The 17247-nt window shown below is 66.2% G+C and carries 14 protein-coding genes; 9 read left to right on the top strand and 5 right to left on the bottom strand.

Going from position 1 to position 17247, the window contains the following annotated elements; genetic code table 11:
* Nucleotides 1-2 precede the first annotated feature (2 nt).
* The 4 genes from ACQR2C_RS18815 to ACQR2C_RS18800 are packed head-to-tail and all read left to right on the top strand — an operon-like array spanning nt 3 to nt 3865.
* Complete coding sequence (locus ACQR2C_RS18815) at nt 3-962, top strand: ABC transporter permease (RefSeq protein ID WP_316177308.1); 960 nt, start codon at nt 3-5, stop codon at nt 960-962.
* Complete coding sequence (locus ACQR2C_RS18810) at nt 928-1869, top strand: ABC transporter permease (RefSeq protein WP_315804759.1); 942 nt, start codon at nt 928-930, stop codon at nt 1867-1869. Before ACQR2C_RS18815 ends, ACQR2C_RS18810 begins: the two co-directional genes overlap by 35 nt.
* A complete protein-coding gene (locus ACQR2C_RS18805; protein WP_434881825.1) occupies nt 1869-2867 on the top strand; it encodes an ABC transporter ATP-binding protein in 999 nt (332 codons plus the stop codon). The genes ACQR2C_RS18810 and ACQR2C_RS18805 overlap by 1 nt, the downstream gene beginning before the upstream one ends.
* Complete coding sequence (locus ACQR2C_RS18800; protein ID WP_434881824.1) at nt 2867-3865, top strand: ABC transporter ATP-binding protein; 999 nt, start codon at nt 2867-2869, stop codon at nt 3863-3865. The genes ACQR2C_RS18805 and ACQR2C_RS18800 overlap by 1 nt, the downstream gene beginning before the upstream one ends.
* A gap of 16 nt (nt 3866-3881) precedes the next feature.
* Here the strand turns inward: ACQR2C_RS18800 and ACQR2C_RS18795 are convergent, their stop codons facing one another.
* Together ACQR2C_RS18795 and ACQR2C_RS18790 are read right to left on the bottom strand one after the other, a co-directional pair.
* Nucleotides 3882-5867: a cache domain-containing protein gene (locus ACQR2C_RS18795; protein WP_315804762.1), complete on the bottom strand. Its 1986-nt coding sequence runs from the start codon at nt 5865-5867 to the stop codon at nt 3882-3884.
* A 165-nt stretch (nt 5868-6032) separates the two neighbouring features.
* Nucleotides 6033-7889 carry a feruloyl-CoA synthase gene (locus ACQR2C_RS18790; protein WP_434881823.1) on the bottom strand — a complete coding sequence of 619 codons (1857 nt, stop codon included), beginning with the start codon at nt 7887-7889 and terminating at the stop codon, nt 6033-6035.
* 300 nt (nt 7890-8189) lie between these two features.
* Between ACQR2C_RS18790 and ACQR2C_RS18785 the strand changes: the two genes are divergently transcribed.
* On the top strand, nt 8190-8669 hold the full coding sequence (locus ACQR2C_RS18785; protein WP_434881822.1) for a MarR family winged helix-turn-helix transcriptional regulator: 480 nt from the start codon (nt 8190-8192) through the stop codon (nt 8667-8669).
* Nucleotides 8670-8833: 164 nt separating this feature from the next.
* On the opposite strand, the gene ACQR2C_RS18780 is transcribed toward ACQR2C_RS18785, so the two are convergent.
* Nucleotides 8834-11713: an EAL domain-containing protein gene (locus ACQR2C_RS18780; protein ID WP_315804765.1), complete on the bottom strand. Its 2880-nt coding sequence runs from the start codon at nt 11711-11713 to the stop codon at nt 8834-8836.
* Nucleotides 11714-11882: 169 nt separating this feature from the next.
* Nucleotides 11883-12881: an NAD(P)H-quinone oxidoreductase gene (locus ACQR2C_RS18775; protein ID WP_316216497.1), complete on the bottom strand. Its 999-nt coding sequence runs from the start codon at nt 12879-12881 to the stop codon at nt 11883-11885.
* 86 nt (nt 12882-12967) lie between these two features.
* Here ACQR2C_RS18775 and ACQR2C_RS18770 point away from each other — a divergent pair, with 86 nt between their 5' ends.
* Together ACQR2C_RS18770 and ACQR2C_RS18765 are read left to right on the top strand one after the other, a co-directional pair.
* The gene (locus ACQR2C_RS18770) at nt 12968-13159 is read left to right on the top strand and encodes a DUF1192 domain-containing protein (protein ID WP_315713892.1); all 192 of its coding nucleotides are present in this window, start codon (nt 12968-12970) and stop codon (nt 13157-13159) included.
* A gap of 614 nt (nt 13160-13773) precedes the next feature.
* Nucleotides 13774-14286: a DUF1465 family protein gene (locus tag ACQR2C_RS18765; RefSeq protein WP_315804767.1), complete on the top strand. Its 513-nt coding sequence runs from the start codon at nt 13774-13776 to the stop codon at nt 14284-14286.
* A 158-nt stretch (nt 14287-14444) separates the two neighbouring features.
* On the opposite strand, the gene rpmE is transcribed toward ACQR2C_RS18765, so the two are convergent.
* On the bottom strand, nt 14445-14672 hold the full coding sequence (gene rpmE / locus ACQR2C_RS18760; protein WP_012046762.1) for a 50S ribosomal protein L31: 228 nt from the start codon (nt 14670-14672) through the stop codon (nt 14445-14447).
* A 223-nt stretch (nt 14673-14895) separates the two neighbouring features.
* On the opposite strand from rpmE, the gene ACQR2C_RS18755 reads away from it, so the two are divergent.
* Nucleotides 14896-16752: an ABC transporter ATP-binding protein/permease gene (locus tag ACQR2C_RS18755; protein ID WP_434881821.1), complete on the top strand. Its 1857-nt coding sequence runs from the start codon at nt 14896-14898 to the stop codon at nt 16750-16752.
* 143 nt (nt 16753-16895) lie between these two features.
* Nucleotides 16896-17096, top strand: coding sequence for a hypothetical protein (locus tag ACQR2C_RS18750; RefSeq protein WP_006614616.1), 201 nt, complete (start codon nt 16896-16898; stop codon nt 17094-17096).
* The last annotated feature ends 151 nt before the right edge of the window (nt 17097-17247 follow it).

Raw genomic sequence — 17247 nt, 5'->3', positions numbered from 1 at the left:
CGATGGGAAACTACCTCCTCAGGCGCCTCATCGTCGCGGTGCCGAGCCTGCTCGGCATCAGCGTCATCCTGTTCGTGCTGCTGGCGCTCGCACCGGGCGATCCGTTCGGCGAGCTCGCGAGCAACCCGAACATTCCCCCGGAGGTCCGCGAGGCGCTGCGCGTCAAGTTCGGCATGGATGACCCGATCATGGTGCGCTACTTCCACTGGCTGATTGCGATGATGCATGGCGACTGGGGCTTCTCCTTCGCCAGCCGCGTCAACGTCGACACACTGATCCTGCAGCGCATTCCGGCTACGCTCTACGTGGTCGGAACCGCTCAGCTCCTCGCGCTGATCGTGGCGATTCCGGTCGGCGTGCTTGCAGCACGCCGGCCCTATTCGATCTTCGACCAGATCGCCAACACCTTCGCCTTCATCGGCTTCTCGCTGCCGACCTTCTTTACCGGGCTGCTGCTGATCCTGATCTTCAGCGTCAATCTCGGCTGGTTGCCATTCGTCTATCGTGCCGACATCCAGGCCACGGGCTGGATGTGGTGGTGGGAAAACTTCAAGCAGGCGGTGATGCCGGTCACCGTGCTCGGCCTCTACCAGGCCGCGTCGTATACGCGCTACGTGCGTTCGGCCGTGCTCGACGTCATCAAGCTCGATTATGTCACGACGGCTCGCTCCAAGGGGCTCGACGAGAGCAAGGTCATCGTCAAGCACGTGGTGCGCAACGCGCTGATTCCGGTGGTGACGCTGGTGGCGCTGCAGATGCCGACTGTGTTCGGCGGCGCCATCGTCACCGAGCAGATATTCCGCATTCCCGGCATCGGCTCGCTCCTGATCAGCGCGATCCTCGCGAACGATACGCCCGTCATCATGGCGGTGACCTTCGTGTTCGCCTGCCTCGTCGTCCTCTTCAACCTTATCGCCGATATCCTGTATGGCTGGCTTGACCCACGCATCTCCTTCCGTTGAGACGCCGCTCGCGCCGGCTTCGACGAAGCGCCGATTCTCGCCCGGACGAGATGCGGTCAGGCGCTTCCTGCGTCACCGCCTCGCGGCCGCCAGTATTGTCGTGCTGGCGCTGCTGGCGCTTGCGATCGTCGTTGGCCCGTGGATCTGGCGCGTGCCGATCAACGAGATCGATTTCACCGCGCGGCTCGCGGCGCCGTCCTGGGACCATCCGTTTGGCACCGATGATCTCGGGCAGGATCTCCTGGCGCGCATGATCTATGGCGGCCGCATCTCGCTCGCCGTCGGCTTTGCGGCAATGGCGGTCGGCCTGTTCGTCGGCGTGGTCATCGGCGCCATTGCCGGCAACTCCAAGGGGCCGGTCGATGCCGCGCTGATGTGGCTGACCGACCTGTTCCTGTCGCTGCCGCAACTGCCGCTGCTGCTGCTCGTGATCTATCTGTTCCGCGACCTGCTGAAGGGCCTCGTCGGGCCGGAGGGCGGCACCTTCGTCCTGATCGTGCTCGTGATCGGCGGCTTCCGCTGGATGCCGGTGGCGCGGCTGGTGCGCGCCCAATTCCTGTCGTTGCGCGAGAAGGAGTTCGTCGAGGCCGCGCGCGCGCTCGGCGCCTCCAACGCCCGTCTCGTCGTCCGTCACATCCTGCCGAACGCGCTGGGACCCGTGATCGTCGCCGGCACCATCGACGTCGCGGCGGCGATCATCGCGGAATCGACGCTGTCGTTCCTCGGTCTCGGCTTCCCGCCGGACATTCCGACCTGGGGCCGGCTGCTGTTCGACGCCAAGGACTATCTCGACATCGCGCCGCATTGGGCACTGTTCGCCGGCGGCGCGATCTTCCTTACGGTCATCGCGATCAACTTCATCGGCGATGGCCTGCGCGATGCGCTCGATCCGCGGAAGGTGATGTGATGGACGCGCGCGTAGCTCCGCTGCTCGAGATCAAGGGGCTGAAGACCTATTTCAACACCGACGAGGGCGAGGTCCAGGCCGTCGACGGCGTCGACATCTCGATCGGCAGCGGCGAGACCCTGTGCGTGGTCGGCGAGTCCGGCTCCGGCAAGACCGTCACCGCGATGTCGGTGCTGAAGCTGATCGCGATGCCGCCCGGCCGCATCGCCGGGGGCCAGATCCTGTGGCAGGGTCGTGACCTGGTGTCGCTCGGCTCGTCCGAGATGAACAAGATCCGCGCCAGCGAGATCGCGATCGTGTTCCAGGAGCCGATGACCTCGCTCAACCCGGTGTACACCGTCGGCGACCAGATCGCCGAGGTGATCCGGCTGCATCAGGGCCTGTCCAAGAAGGCGGCGATGGATCGGGCGGCGGAGATGCTGGCGCTGGTGCAGATCCCCAATCCGAAAGCCCGCGTGCACGATTATCCGCATCACTTCTCCGGCGGCATGCGCCAGCGGGTGATGATCGCGATGGCGCTGTCGTGCAACCCGAAGCTCCTGATCGCCGACGAGCCGACCACCGCGCTCGACGTCACGATCCAGGCGCAGATCCTCGATCTGCTGCTCGACATGAAGGACCGGCTCGGCATGTCGATCATGCTGATCACCCACGCGATGGGCGTCGTCGCCGAGGTCGCCCAGCGCGTCGTGGTGATGTATGCGGGCCGGGTGGCCGAGGAGGCGCCGGTCGATCGTCTGTTCGCCAATCCGCGCCATCCCTATACGCAGGGCCTGATCCGCTCGATCCCGCGCATCGATCTCGACGCGGTCAGGAAGAGCCGGCTGGAGAGCATTCCCGGCAGCGTGCCGAAGCTGGTCAATCCGCCGGAGGGCTGCCGCTTCGCCTCGCGCTGCCGCTTCGCCATTCCCGATTGCAGGACCGCGCAGCCTCTGCTGCGCGAGATCGAGCCCGGCCACAAGGTGGCGTGCATCCGCGCCGAAGAGACGTTGCTGTGATGACCGAAGCTGCCATTGCCACGCCCGCCGCACCCGCGCCGCTGCTCAGCGTACGCAACCTGACCAAGGCGTTCCCGATCCGGGGTGGGCTCTTGAAGCGCCAGATCGGCAGCGTGCGCGCGGTGGACGGCGTCAACTTCGACATCGAGCCGAGCGAGACCTTCGGCCTCGTCGGCGAGTCCGGCTGCGGCAAGTCGACCACCGGGCGCTGCGTCCTCAGGCTGATCGAGCCGAGCTCGGGCGAGCTGAATTTCGAAGGCAAGGACGTCATCGCGCTGTCCGGCGAAGGCCTGCGCGCGCTCCGCCGCGACATCCAGATCATCTTCCAGGACCCCTATGCCTCGCTCAACCCGCGCATGACCATCGGCGCCATCATCGGCGAGGCGCTGACGATCCACGGGCTGGCGACTTCACGCGAGCAATACGAGGCGCGCATCGTTCATCTCTTGGAGACCGTCGGCCTGCAGGCCGATCACATGACGCGCTATCCGCACGAGTTCTCCGGCGGCCAGCGCCAGCGCATCGGCATTGCGCGTGCGATCGCGGTCGAGCCCAAGCTGATCATCTGCGACGAGCCGGTGTCGGCGCTCGACGTTTCGATCCAGGCCCAGGTCATCAACCTGCTCGAGGACCTGCAGCAGAAGTTCGGCATCGCCTATCTGTTCGTCGCGCACGACCTCTCGGTCGTCGAGCACATCAGCCGCCGCGTCGCGGTGATGTATCTCGGCCGCATCGTCGAGACCGCGCCGTCACGCCAGCTCTATTCGGCGCCGAAACATCCCTACACGGAAGCGCTGTTGTCGGCAGTGCCGATCCCGGACCCGAGCATCAAGCGCAAGCGCGTGCGGCTCAAGGGCGAGGTGCCGAGCCCGATCAATCCACCATCGGGCTGTCACTTTCACACCCGCTGCCCGATCGCCAAGGACGTCTGCAGCAAGGAAGTGCCGCCATTGAAGGCGAGCGCCGAGGGGCATCTCGTCGCCTGCCATTTCCGTTGAGGCGGAGGTCGGCGCGCTACGCCGCCTGACGGTCCGAGACCAGCGCCGTCAGCCGCGCCGATTGTTCCGGGTTCAGTGCGAACTGCACCAGCGCGGTGCGGTCGCCGACGCGGGTCACGGTCCCCGGCAGATCGGACACCATGCCGGTGATGGCAAGCGTCACCGACGTGTTCATCGTCAGACGAACCGGAACGGCTTCGAGCAGGGCGCCGCCGAGCGAGAGGTTGCGCACGGTGACGGGGATCGCTTCGCCGTTCACCTGCAGCGTGCCCGGGCGATTGATGTTGAGCCGCGTCGACAGCCGGCGATCGACGTCGGCCGTCGAGGTCCGGATCACCCGCACCAGCTCGGTGCGCAGTCGCTGTACCTTGTCGGCGACAACGGTCGAGCCGTCGCGGATGTCGGTCGAGCGCCGGCCGGCCTCGCTGGCCTCGCGCGAGACCTCGGCGATCTGGCTCGCGACCTCGCGCGCGGCGGCGGACGTCTCTTCGACCGTGCGCGAAATCTCGATGGTCACACCGTTCTGCGCCTGGATCGCATCGGCAATGCCGGAGGATACGGCTTCGACGTTGCGGATGACTTCGCCGATCGCCCCGATCGAGGTGACCGAGGCGCGCGTCGAGTCCTGAATCTCGGCAATCTGCTGCGCGATCTCGCTGGTCGCCTTGGCGGTCTGTTCGGCGAGCGATTTCACCTCGGAGGCGACGACCGCAAAGCCACGGCCGGCATCGCCGGCCCGGGCGGCCTCGATGGTGGCGTTCAGCGCCAGCAGATTGGTCTGGCCGGCGATCTCGCTGATCAGACTGGTCACGGCGCCGACCTTGTCGGCGGCCTCCGACAGCTTCGCGATGGTGGCCTGGGCGTCGGACGAGGCGGCGACGGCCTTGCGCGTGAGCTCGCGCGACGAGCTGACCTGGCTGGAGATCTGCGAGATCGAGGCGGCGAGCTGGGCGGACGCCTTGGCGACCGTCTGGGTGGTGGCGAGAGCCTGCTCGGCCGCCGCCGCAACGCTGCTCGAGTTGCGCTCCAGCGTCAGCGCACTGTCGGTCATCGACTTGGCATTGTCGGCCATGTGGCCGGTGCCCTGCGCGACCTCGCCGACCGCGTTGCTGGCGGCCTGCTCGACGGCTTCGGCCATCTCCTGCAGCGCCCTGGTCTTGATGCGCTCGGCGACCTGGCGCTGCTCGTCTTCGAGCATCGCGGTCTGCCGCGCCTTCTCCTCGGTCTTCTGCCTGAACTGCTCGATCGAGCGCGCCATGTCGCCGAGCTCGTCGCTGCGGTTCTGACCCGGCAGCTTGATGTCGAAGTTTCCGTTGCCGAGCTCGGTCAGCGCGCCGCTCATCGCGGCCAGCGCCGATGACATCCGCCGCGCGATGATCAGCGTGATCGATCCGATGATCAGCATCACCAGCATGGCGGCAATGAACACGCTGCGCTTGCTCTCCCACATCTGGGCTTCGAGATCGTCGACATAGACACCGGTGCCGATGATCCAGCCCCAGGGCTCGAAGCCGGCGACATAGGACATCTTCGGCTGCGGCGCATCCTTGCCGGGCTTCGGCCACATGTAGTCGACGACGCCGGCGCCCTGACGCTTGACGACATCGACCATTTCGACGAACAGCCGCTTGCCGGTCGGGTCCTTGTTGTCAGCGAGGTTCTGGCCATTCAGCTCCGGCTTGATCGGATGCATGACCATCTTCGGACCCATGTCGTTGATCCAGAAATAGTCGCCGCTGCCGTAGCGCAGCTTGCCGATCCGCTCGGCCGCCTTCTTCTGCGCGACCTCGGGCGCCACCTTGTCGCGCGCGATCGCGTCATATTCCTCGCGGGCGATGCTGACTGCCGTCTGTGCCAGATGGCTCAGCTCGCTCTGCCGCTGATCCTTGAGAGCGGTCTCGAGGTTCTGGCTCTGCGTTGCGGCGAGCCCGACCAGTCCACAGAATGACAGGCCGATGATCGCGTAGATGCGGAGGGCGAGAGAGAAACGCGGCTTGGCCATGGGGCGGTCCGGACAAATGAGGGAGCTAGATGCAAGCCATTTTAAGGATTCGCAGTTGATGCCCGGTTAAGTGTGACTGGTAGCTAATTGCCGTATTCGCGAGGCGTTTCCGTAATTATACGTGCGACATTTTGTGAGTGAGTCGAGTAGTCGTGTAGTTCCGGATCAGGACATGTCGGGCCTGATCAGCTCGGTCGCGGTTTCATCCTTCAGTCGTGCGACCAGATCGGCGCGGCGGCTGAGCACCGCGCGCTGGTTGATATAGCCCTTGTCAGTGATCTCGCCGGCATCGAGCAAGGGCGGCTCCGCCATCAACAGCGCACGGCTCGCATAGCGCGACGAGCCGACCGCGTCAGTGCGAAGCCTGGCCAATCCTCGCGCGATGGCGGTGCGCACCGACGGATGCGCCAGAACGTCGCTGGCCGGGACCGTCTCGGCCAGCCCAGCAGCGCTGCGGCACGCTGCGATGTTGGGCACGACGAGAAAGTGCACCTCGTCGGTGCCGTGGCCGGCGATCACGATATCCTGCGCCAACGGTGCCAGCGCCGCGATGCCGGCGACGCGTAGCGCGCCGACGTTCACCCATGTCCCGGAGCTGAGCTTGAAATCCTCGGTGATGCGGCCGTCGAAGAACAAGCCGCGCTCCGGATGCTCGGGATTGGCGAGCTTCACCGCGTCGCCGATCCTGTAGAAGCCCTCCTCGTCGAAAGCCGCGGTCGTGATCTCGGGCGCCTTCCAATAGCCGGGCATCACGTTCGGCCCGCGCACGCGGACCTCCAGCTTCTCGCCGGTCGGCACCAGCTTGAGCTCTGTGCCGGGGATGGGCACGCCGATGTTGCCGGCGCGCTCGGCGAAGAAGTGGCAGTCGGTCGCGAGCGGCGATGTCTCGGTGGCGCCCCACGCCGACACCAGCGGTGCAGGACGGCCGATCGTGGCCCGGCTCATCTCATTGAGCGCATCCCACAGATTTTGCGGCAGGGCCGCGGCCGCATAGAGGATGCACCTCACGCCGGAGAAAAATCTGCGGCGCAGATCGTCATCGGACCTGAGTGCCGCGACCAGCATGTCGAAGCCGCGCGGCACGTTGAAATAGATCGTCGGCACCAGGCTGCGTAGATTGGCGAGCGACGTCTCGAACAGGCCGGGCGCCGGCTTGCCGCTGTCGATGTAGATCGACCCGCCGTGGCTCAGCACCAGGTTGAAATTGTGGTTGGCGCCGAAGGTGTGACTCCATGGCAGCCAGTCGACGATGACGGGGCCGCCCTCGACCTCGCGCAGGAACGTCCATAGCTGCGCCTTGGCCTGCTGGCTCATGGTCAGCATCCGGTGCGTGTTGATCACCGCTTTCGGCTGCCCGGTCGAGCCCGAGGTGAACAGCAGCTTGGCCACCGTGTCCGGCGTGACCGCGGCGAAGGCGCGGTCGACCTCGGCGCCTGGCTTCGTCGCGAGCAGGGTCTGCAGCGGCACCGCGCTCGTTCCATCGCCATCGCCGGCGATGATCGTTGCCCGGTGCAGGCCGTCGATGGCCGCGAGCGCGCTCGCGAACGGCTCGCGCTGCGCGACGAAGATGGCGCCTGGATCGAGCAGACGGATCATCGCACGCAGCTTCTCGTGATCCGTCGACATCAGCGAATAGGCCGGCGAGATCGCGCAGACGGGGACACCGACATGTTGCGCGGCGAGCGCCAGCACGGCATGGGCGATGCTGTTGTCGGAGAGGATCGCGAGCGGACGCTCGGGACCCAGGCCCTGGGCGAGCATCCAGGCCGCGGCGGCGCGGACCTGCATCAATGTTTCGCCGTAGGTGAGCCAGGTCCAGTTGTCGCCACGGCGTTCGGCCAGGAACGTGCGATCCGGGAAATGGCGGCCCCAATGCTCCAGCCATTCGCCGGTGCAGCGCGCGGCCGGCTGCAGCGGCATGCGCGAGCGCAGGATGATCGTGCCGTCGTCGCGCCTGACAGCCTCGATCGACGGCTCGGCGAACATCGCAGGCTCGGAGGCGCGGCGTTCTGCATCAGCCATGGCGTGTCTCCGGGCTGCGGGACGTAATCGCGGAAGCCGCAATGCGGGAGGAGGCGGGGAGGGAGGATGCCGCGCGGCAGGCGCCGCGATCGGGTGCCATCTGCCGCCGCATTGCGGTCGCAATGCAGGCAGCCGTCGTCGTCTTTGACGGCATGCGTTTCCCTCCCATGGTGTAGTCGTTGAGTGCGAGACTAACAGAATGGTTGTACTTTGCAATTATTGTGGATGTGACCAATCGGGGCGGCTTGCCCTGGCGACGGCATCGGTCTAGGCAGGGATGCTTCATGTCAGCGAGCCAGCATGCCCAAGAGCGCGAGCGCCGGAGCGCAGCGAGACGCAACCAGCCGGGAGTCCGGGATCGGTCTCGGTGAGCTCGAGAACCATCTCGGCTATTTCGTCCGCCGCCTGCAGCACTGGATCTTCCGCGACGTCAACGCCGCGCTCGCAACGATCGACCTCGACGTCATCCTCTATTCGATCCTGGAGACGATCGCCGCCAATCCCGGCGCCGCGCAGATCGCGATCGCCGGCGCGCTGGGCATCGAGCGCGCGCGCATGGTCGCGCTGCTCGACGACCTGCAGCAGGCCGGCCTGATCGTGCGCGAGCGCTCCGCGCACGACCGCAGGGCCCATGCGCTCGGCCTGACGCCGCGTGGCCGCCTGATCCTGAAGAGGGCCAATGCCCTGGTCGCCGCGCACGAGAAGCGGGTGGCACGCCGGCTCGGTGCCGACAACTATCGCCGCGCGCTCACGGCGCTGTCGCAGTTCGAGACGGACTAGGCTCGTCGCGAACGGGCCATGTCGCGAGCCTTCTGCCCCGCAAGCACGCATTGGTCATCACTCACACGGCACCCTTTACGCGGTACCGTGGTAACTCTACCTCAAACGAGGCAAAAGGAAAGATGCATCCTGAGGCTGTTGCCATCATGGATGCATTGCGGCCCTCAGCTCGCCGCTTCCAGCCGCTCTTCGGTCAGCAGCCGCATCGCGGCATCGGCATCCATCGGCTCGCCGAAGGCGTAGCCCTGGGCGTATTCGCAGCCGAGCTGGTAGAGCTCGACGGCATCGGAGTCGGTCTCCGCGCCTTCGGCCACCACGTCCATGCCGAGGTCGTGCGCCAGCGCGATGATCGATTTGAGGATCACGGGACGGGTGCCGCGCGCGGTGGTGCGCACGAACGACTGATCAATCTTCAGCGTGTCGAACGGGAAGCGCTGCAGATAGGCGAGCGAGGAATGGCCGGTGCCGAAATCGTCGATCGACAGGCCGACGCCGAGCTCGCGGATGCGCGCCAGCATCTGCGCGGCGTGCTCGGGGTTTTCCATCACGAGCGATTCCGTCAGCTCGATCTTGAGCGAGCCGCGTGCCACCGACGAGCGCGCCAGCACCGAGCGGATGTCGTGGATCAGGTCGTGGCGGAGCAGCTGGCGCGAGGAGACGTTGACGCTGGCGAAGATCGGCTCGCGCAGCCGCGTTGCGCGCTGCCACACCGAGAGCTGCCGCGCGGTCTGGTCGAGCACGAAGGTGCCGAGATCGACGATCAGGCCGATTTCTTCCGCGATGGTGATGAACTCGATCGGCGACATCCGGCCGAGCTTGGGGTGATCCCAGCGCGCGAGCGCCTCGAAGCCGGCGACCGAGCGATCCTCCAGCCGCACGATCGGCTGGTACAGGATCGTGATCTCCTGGCGCTCGATCGAGCGGCGCAGCTCGCTCTCCAGCGTCAGGCGGTCGTTCTTGCGCGCGCGCATCGCCGGCTTGTAGACGTCGATGCGGTCGCCGCCGATGCGCTTGGAGTGATACATCGCAAGCTCGGCATCCTTGATGATGTCCTCTGACAGCTGCGTCTGCGGATCGGACAGTGCGAGCCCGATCGAGGCGGTCAGGAAGATCTCGCGCTCGTTGAAGGCGATCGGCGCGCGGATGGTCTTGCGGATGGTCTCGGCGAACGCGGTGATGCGGGCGGGGTCCTGCTCCGACAAGAGGATCAGGCCGAACTGATCGCCGGCCAGCCGCGCCAGCGTGTCCTGGGGCTTGAGGATGCGCGACAGCCGCCGCGCCAGGGTCAGCAGGATGGAATCGCCGACCGCGATGCCGACGGAGTCGTTGACCTGCTTGAAGCGGTCGAGATCGATCACCATCAGGGTCGGCCGCATGGCCGGCATCGATTTGGCGAAATTGGCGACGGCGGCAAGACGATCGATGAACAGCTTGCGGTTGGGCAGGCCGGTCAGATTGTCGTGCACGGAATCGTGGAGTAGGCGCTCCTCGGCATTCTTGAACTCGGTCACGTCCGTCAAGGTGCCGACCACGCGCGAGACCTCGCCGTCGGAGCCGACCACGGGGCGCGCCTTCAGCGCGAACCACATGAAATGGCCGTCGGGCGTGCGCAGCCGGAAGTCCTGCACCAGGCGGCCGCGGCGCTGGTCGAGGACACTGTCGAGCGCGGCGCGGAAGCGGTCCTGATCGAGGGGATGCAGCACCTCGAGCCATTTGGCGGCCGGGCCTTCGAGCGTGCCGCGCTTGAGGCCGAGCAGGCTCTCGGTCTCCGGGCTGGTGAACACCTTGTCGGCGGAGACGTCCCAGTCCCAGATCAGGTCGCCGGAGCCGGCCAGCGCCAGCGCGCGGCGTTCGACGTCGGAGACGATGCCGGTGGTGGCGCCGCCGCCGGCGAAGGCGTGCTGCATCACCGTGAAGCCGATCAGCATCACGATCAGCACCAGGCCGCCGAGCAGGGCCGGACCGACGATGTCGTTGGTGACCTGGCCCGCGACCGTCATGCCGGCGGCGGCGACCCACACCGTGAGCAGGAACCAGGTCGGGATCAGCAGCACCGCGCGGTCGAAGCCGTGGCTGGAGAGATAGACGATCAGCGCAAAGCCGAGCACGGCGATCAGCAGCAGCGACATGCGCGCGATGCCCGAGGCCACCGCCGGGTCGAACAGCGCCACCGCGACCAGCGAGCCTAAGAAGAACAGCCAGCCCAGCGTGATGTGCGAGTAGCGAACGTGCCATCGCGACAGGTTGAGATAAGCGAACAGGAACACCAGCAGGGTCGCGGCGAGGATCGCCTCGCCGGCCGCGCGCCAGACGCGCTCGGCATTGTTCGACATGTCCAGGACCTTGCCCCAGAAGCCGAAATCGACGCCGATATAGACCAGCACCGCCCAGGCCAGCGCCGCGGCCGCCGGAAACATGATGCTGCCCTTGACCACGAACAGGATCGTGAGAACGAGGGCGAGAAGTCCGGAGATGCCGATCACGATGCCCTGGTACAGCGTGAACGAGTTGACCTTGTCCTTGTAGGCCTCGGGCTCCCACAGATAGAGCTGCGGCAGCTTGTCGGTGCGCAGCTCGGCCACGAAGGTGACGACCGAGCCGGGATCGAGGGTGACGCGGAAGACGTCGGCGGTCGGGCTCTCCTGCCGCTCCGGCAGGTCGCCGACCGAGGGCGTGATGGTGGCGATGCGCGACAGGCCGAGATCTGGCCACAACACGCCGGAGCCGACCACGCGGTAGTGCGGTGCCACGATCAGGCGGTCGAGCTGGTCGTCGGTGTTGTTGGCCAGCGCGAACACGATCCAGTTCTGGCCGCCCTCGCGGGCCCGCACCTCGATGCGGCGGACGATGCCGTCGGTGCCGGGCGCGGTCGAGACCTGGATGCGGTCGTTCTCGCTGCGCTGATGATCGAGGATGCCCGTGAGGTCGATCGCAGGCGCGTCGCTGCGAACGCTGACGGCGTCAACGGCCTGAGCGGGGGCAGCGGCACCACACATCACGAGGCCCAGCGCCGCCAACGACGCGAGGCACCTGATCAGACGCAATGTCAAATCTCCGCGTTCGACACCAATCCAAAGCGAAACAAGCCAAATCGAAAGAGGTCGTCGCCGGGCTAATTGGAGCCGTTCCAGGCACGGTTCAGATGTGCGCGATCATTGGCACGAAAGCGAGGAGAATCAAAGAGTTTCCAAACACGCTCTGTTTAGACTGCGCCTAGATTTCCAACACAATTTTGCCAATATGTTGGCTGGTCTCCATGCGTGCATGCGCTTTCGCGGCGTCCACGAGGGGAAAGGTCGAGTCCATCAGCGGCTTGATGCGGCCCTCGCGCAGGAACGGCATCACCTTGGCCTCGATCGCCGCCACCATCGCCGCCTTGTCGGCGTTGCTGCGCGGGCGCAGCGTGGATCCGGTATGGGTCAGGCGCTTCACCATCAGCTTGACGAAATTGACTGACGCCTTGGGGCTGGCGAGGAAGGCGATCTGGACGATACGGCCATCGATCGCCGCGGCGTCGTAGTTGCGCTCGATGTAGTCGCCGCCGACCATGTCCAGGATGACGTCGGCACCCTTGCCGCCAGTCGCCTCCTTGACCACGGCGACGAAGTCCTCCGTCTTGTAGTTGATAGCTCTGATGGCGCCGAGCTTGACGCAGGCGTCGGCCTTGTCCTGCGAGCCGACGGTGACCAGCACCTTGGCGCCGAATGCCGTGGCGAGCTGGATCGCCATGGTGCCGATGCCCGAAGAGCCGCCATGGATCAGCAGGGTCTCACCCGCCTTCAGACCGCCGCGCTCGAATACGTTGTGCCAGACCGTCATCAGGGTCTCGGGCAGGGCGCCGGCCTCCAGAATGGAGAGTGAGGAGGGGACCGCCATCGCCTGCGCGTCTTGTGCGATGCAATATTGCGCATAGCCGCCGCCGGCGACCAGGGACATCACGGTGTCGCCGAGCTTGTGCCGGACCGCGCCCTCGCCGAGCGCCACGACCTCCCCGGCCACTTCCAGCCCGGGCAGGTCACTGGCGCCGGGCGGCGGCGGGTAGCTGCCGGAGCGCTGGGCGACGTCGGGACGGTTAACGCCGGCGGCCTTCACCTTGATCAGGATCTCGCCGGGGCCCGGCTTGGGGAGGTGCCGGGTTTCCGGCTTGAGCACCTCGGGTCCGCCCGGCTGGCTGATGGCGACCACGGTCATTTGCGCGGGCAGCTGTTCCATGAGAAATCCTTCGGCGAGGGCTGAAAGCGATGCTGCCGCGTGCTTAAGCCAGCCGGGGCATGGCTGGCAACCGGGAGGAGGTTGAGATGGCCAACGAGGACGACGATCGGCCGCGCAAGGCCGTTTCGCACGAGATCGGGCAGGATCTGTCGATGCTGTCGGTCGAGGAACTGACCAGCCGGGTGGCGCTGCTCCGCGCCGAGATCGAGCGCATCGAACAGGCGGTGGCGAAAAAGCGCGCCTCGCGTGATGCCGCCGCCAGCATCTTCAAGTCGTGAGCCTCGCGGCCGTGGAAACACGGTCGGCCAGTGGCCGACATAGCTAACGAAGATTGAAAAATTTTCGCCATTTACGGTTGATTAAGCTTTCGCGTTTACAACCGGAACCGTCCTCGTTTGGACACCGAGTGGCTCCTGTCCACTCTGTTTGACGCCTCCCTGTTATCAACTTCAAAGCCGCCGGAAACGGCGGCTCTTTTTTTGCGCCCGCACCGAGCCGGGCGAACCGGGCGGTCGCCCGTGGCGCGCTCGTCCATCCGCAGGCGGGCGATCGTGGAACGATTGTCGTACCTGCTCATTGCGCCCGTGCCGGTCTTCGGTCGCCAGCAGGTCACGCGCGAAAATCCCGTGCGCCGCGGCAGGCGTGACGATCCTCCTTCGACGACTGCAAACTATTGCCGTGATCATGGTTGCTAGTTGAGCTGATCGTGCGACTCGGCCTGAAACGGCCGTGTCGCAGTCGCAAATGGTACGAGGGCACGGCATGGCCCACGCCGTGGAAACCATAAAAGGCGTTGCTGCTGGACTCTCGAAACCGGCCGCGCAATGATTTGTTCATCATACCGGCGTCGTTGCCGGGTTGCGTAAACAGTCGCGTTTAAGAGGCGTTAACCATGTCGGACCGTTTGCTGAGCGATGGCGCTCTGGTTCAGTTCAACGAGCGGCTCACCAATTCTGCTGCATTCGGCGCGCTGTTCCGGGAAGGCATGGATCTGGTCGAGGAGACCGCCGCCTATCTCGATGGCGACGGCCGCAACGAAGCCAAGGCGCTCGACCGCGCCGTCAGCCTGACCTACGCCACCGAGAGCATGCGCCTCACCACCCGCCTGATGCAGCTGGCGTCCTGGCTGCTCCTGCACCGCGCGGTGAAGGAGGGCGAGATGACCCTGAGCCAGGCCAACCGCGAGAAGACCAAGGTCAAGCTGACCGCCGCAGATCCCGGGCCGGATGATCTGCTGGAGAAGCTGCCGCAGCAGCTGCAGAGCCTGATCTCGCGCTCGATGAGCCTTCAGGTGCGGGTCCGCCGGCTCGACTCGACCATTCATTCCCCGCCGCCGGACCAGAGCGCGATCGGCAATCCGCTGGTCCCGCATCTCAACCGGCTGAAGGCTGCGTTCGAGCAGTAGGCCGCGGCATCGGGCGGCCCTGCCGGGCCGCTCGCCTCACCCGGAGGTCTCGTTGCGTCCAGCCCAGAAACAAAAACGCCCCCGTGTCCGGGGGCGTTTTGCTGTGAGCTGTCCATGGGCGCAGGCCAGGATGGCCGGTGCCGAGGGCCCAGGAAGGATCAATCCTTCTTGAGGAAGCCCTGGAACTTCTTCTGGAAGCGCGAGACGCGGCCGCCGCGATCCATGATCTGCTGGGTGCCGCCGGTCCAGGCCGGGTGCGACTTGGGGTCGATGTCGAGGTTGAGCTTGTCGCCCTCTTTGCCCCAGGTCGAGCGGGTCTGGTACTCGGTGCCATCGGTCATCACGACCGTAATCGTATGATAATTCGGGTGAATGTCGGCTTTCATGGCTGATCCTGCGGCACGATGCGAGGACATGATGCGGCGCGGCCGCGCCTGATCCTGTCGTCACTGAAGGGGGACAATTGGCCGGCTCTATAGCCCAAGGTTCTGCCCAAAACAAGCCAAGGTCGCGGTTGAACACCTTGGTACGTTTCCGGATTTGCCAAGCCCGGCCCGGCAGGCCTATCAGGACGGCAGATCGGTATTTGGAAGAATTCTCAGGTGGCCCATGAGCGCAGTGGAACGGCTTGACGAACGGCAGGGCGCTGCCACGGGGCAGGATCCGGTCGGAGATGCCGTTGCGGCCGTCGAGGCATTGGCCGAGCCGGCAAGCCCTGTGCGGCGCTCGAAGCTGCGCCCGCTGCTGGCGCTGTCTCCCTATGTCCTGCGCTATCGCGGCCGCGCCCTCCTGGCGCTGATCGCGCTCACGGTCGCGGCCCTGACCACGCTGCTGGTGCCGATCGCGGTCCGCCGCATGATCGATTTCGGCTTCACGCCGAAGGGCATCGAGCTGATCAACAGCTATTTCAGCGTCATGATCGCCGTCGTGGCGGTGCTCGCGCTGGCAAGCGCGGCCCGCTACTACCTCGTCATGACGATCGGCGAGCGCATCGTCGCCGATCTCCGGCGCGACGTGTTCGCGCATCTGATGTCGCTGTCGCCGTCCTTCTTCGATTCCGCTCGCTCCGGCGAGCTGGTGTCGCGGCTCACCGCCGACACCACCCAGATCAAATCGGCGGCGGGCGCCTCCGTGTCCATCGCGCTGCGCAATCTGCTGCTGTTCATCGGCGCCACCGCGATGATGGTGATCACGAGCCCGAAGCTGTCCGGCTTCGTGCTGCTGGCGATCCCGCTGATCGTGCTGCCGCTGGTGGCGTTCGGGCGCTGGGTCCGGCGGCTGTCGCGCAACGCCCAGGACACGCTCGCCGACGCCTCGGCCTATGCGTCCGAGCTGATCGGTTCGATTAGGACCGTGCAGGCCTATACCAGCGAGAAGCTCGCTGCGGCGCGTTTCGGCGGCGAGGTCGAGCAGGCCTACGAGGCGGCGCGGGTCTCGACCCAGGCGCGCGGCGTGCTCACCGCGATCATCATTTTCATCGTCTTCTCCAGCGTGGTCGCGATCCTCTGGGTCGGCTCGCACGACGTGTTGACCGGCGCGATCAGCGCCGGCCGGCTCGGTCAGTTCGTGCTCTACGCGGCCTTTGCCGCCGCCGGTCTCGGCCAGCTCTCGGAGGTCTGGGGCGAAGTGTCGGCGGCGTCCGGCGCGGCCGAGCGGCTGTTCGAGCTGTTGCATGTGCAGCCGGAGATCACGGCGCCCGCGCAGCCGCGCCCGATGCCGGAGCCGGCGCGCGGCGACCTCGGCTTCGACCACGTCAGCTTCGCCTATCCGAGCCGCCCCGACGTCCGCGTCCTCGATGACGTCTCGTTTGCGATCAGCGCCGGCGAGAAGGTCGCGATCGTCGGCCCCTCCGGCGCCGGCAAGAGCACGCTGTTCCATCTTCTGCTGCGCTTCTACGATCCGGCCTCCGGCTCGATCTCGTTCGACGGTGTGCCGGTACGCGCGGCCGACCCGCGCAAGATGCGCGAGCGCATCGCGCTGGTGCCGCAGGAATCCGTGGTGTTCGCGACAAGCGCGCGCGAGAACATCCGCTTCGGCCGGCCCGAGGCGACCGACGCCGAGGTCGAGCGTGCCGCCGATCTCGCTCATGCCAGCGAATTCATTCGCCGCCTGCCGAACGGCTTCGACGCGGCGCTGGGCGAGCGCGGCGTCACGCTGTCCGGCGGTCAGCGCCAGCGCATCGCCATCGCGCGCGCCATCCTGCGCGATGCGCCGCTGCTGCTGCTGGACGAGGCGACATCGGCGCTCGACGCCGAGAGCGAGACGCTGGTGCAGACCGCGCTCGAGGGGCTGATGAAGGACCGCACCACCCTGGTGATCGCGCATCGCCTCGCGACGGTGCTGTCCTGCGACCGCATCCTGGTCATGGACCGCGGCCGCATCGTCGAGCAGGGCACGCACACGTCGCTGGTTGCGGCCAACGGCCTCTATGCGCGGCTGGCGCGGTTGCAGTTCGAGGGCGTGTAGTTTCGGCAACACCGTGGATGAGCGGCAACACTCTCGGAATTCTTGTTCCCGACCCTGCAACCTTTCTCCCGCTTTATACGTTCCCTGCCGGAACAGATGGCGCGCCGTCCTGCTGCGCGCCCAACCGCACAGGAGCAACGCGCATGCCTTATCGCCGTGGCAGTTTTGCCCTCACCCCACCCTCGTTCGTCATCTTCGCGATCGCGCTGGTGCTCGCGCTCGTCGCGATGCTCGCGCACTACATGCACGCGTCGGTGCCGCTGCTGTCGGCAGCGCACGCCTTCGATGCGCTGGCGATTGCCTTCGTGGTGCTGACCATCGGCGTGCTGTTCCGCGGCGTGTAGTTGCTGGCCACCCCACACTCGGTGTCGCCCCTGCGAAAGCAGGGGCCCATAACCACAGGCAGATGTTTGGCTGGCAAATGCCCGTCACCGCCATTGTTCGCAACACATCTGCTGCGGAGTATGGGTCCCGGATCTGCCCTCGCTTCGCTCG

The sequence above is a fragment of the Bradyrhizobium sp. HKCCYLRH3061 genome, assembly GCF_051168015.1.
Classification (GTDB): Bacteria; Pseudomonadota; Alphaproteobacteria; order Rhizobiales; family Xanthobacteraceae; genus Bradyrhizobium.
Note: the sequence above shows the minus strand (reverse complement) of the source record. Positions and strands in the feature narration are given on the sequence as shown.

Bases quoted from the DNA above. Each gene is read 5' to 3' on its own strand.
- ACQR2C_RS18775 (WP_316216497.1), bottom strand. From the start codon at position 12,881: ATGGAACAGCTGCCCGCGCAAATGACCGTGGTCGCCATCAGCCAGCCG.
- ACQR2C_RS18750 (WP_006614616.1), top strand. From the start codon at position 16,896: ATGCCTTATCGCCGTGGCAGTTTTGCCCTCACCCCACCCTCGTTCGTC.
- ACQR2C_RS18805 (WP_434881825.1), top strand. From the start codon at position 1,869: ATGGACGCGCGCGTAGCTCCGCTGCTCGAGATCAAGGGGCTGAAGACC.
- ACQR2C_RS18810 (WP_315804759.1), top strand. From the start codon at position 928: ATGGCTGGCTTGACCCACGCATCTCCTTCCGTTGAGACGCCGCTCGCG.
- rpmE (WP_012046762.1), bottom strand. From the start codon at position 14,672: ATGAAAGCCGACATTCACCCGAATTATCATACGATTACGGTCGTGATG.
- ACQR2C_RS18800 (WP_434881824.1), top strand. From the start codon at position 2,867: ATGACCGAAGCTGCCATTGCCACGCCCGCCGCACCCGCGCCGCTGCTC.
- ACQR2C_RS18755 (WP_434881821.1), top strand. From the start codon at position 14,896: ATGAGCGCAGTGGAACGGCTTGACGAACGGCAGGGCGCTGCCACGGGG.
- ACQR2C_RS18765 (WP_315804767.1), top strand. From the start codon at position 13,774: ATGTCGGACCGTTTGCTGAGCGATGGCGCTCTGGTTCAGTTCAACGAG.
- ACQR2C_RS18795 (WP_315804762.1), bottom strand. From the start codon at position 5,867: ATGGCCAAGCCGCGTTTCTCTCTCGCCCTCCGCATCTACGCGATCATC.
- ACQR2C_RS18790 (WP_434881823.1), bottom strand. From the start codon at position 7,889: ATGGCTGATGCAGAACGCCGCGCCTCCGAGCCTGCGATGTTCGCCGAG.
- ACQR2C_RS18815 (WP_316177308.1), top strand. From the start codon at position 3: ATGGGAAACTACCTCCTCAGGCGCCTCATCGTCGCGGTGCCGAGCCTG.
- ACQR2C_RS18770 (WP_315713892.1), top strand. From the start codon at position 12,968: ATGGCCAACGAGGACGACGATCGGCCGCGCAAGGCCGTTTCGCACGAG.
- ACQR2C_RS18785 (WP_434881822.1), top strand. From the start codon at position 8,190: ATGCCCAAGAGCGCGAGCGCCGGAGCGCAGCGAGACGCAACCAGCCGG.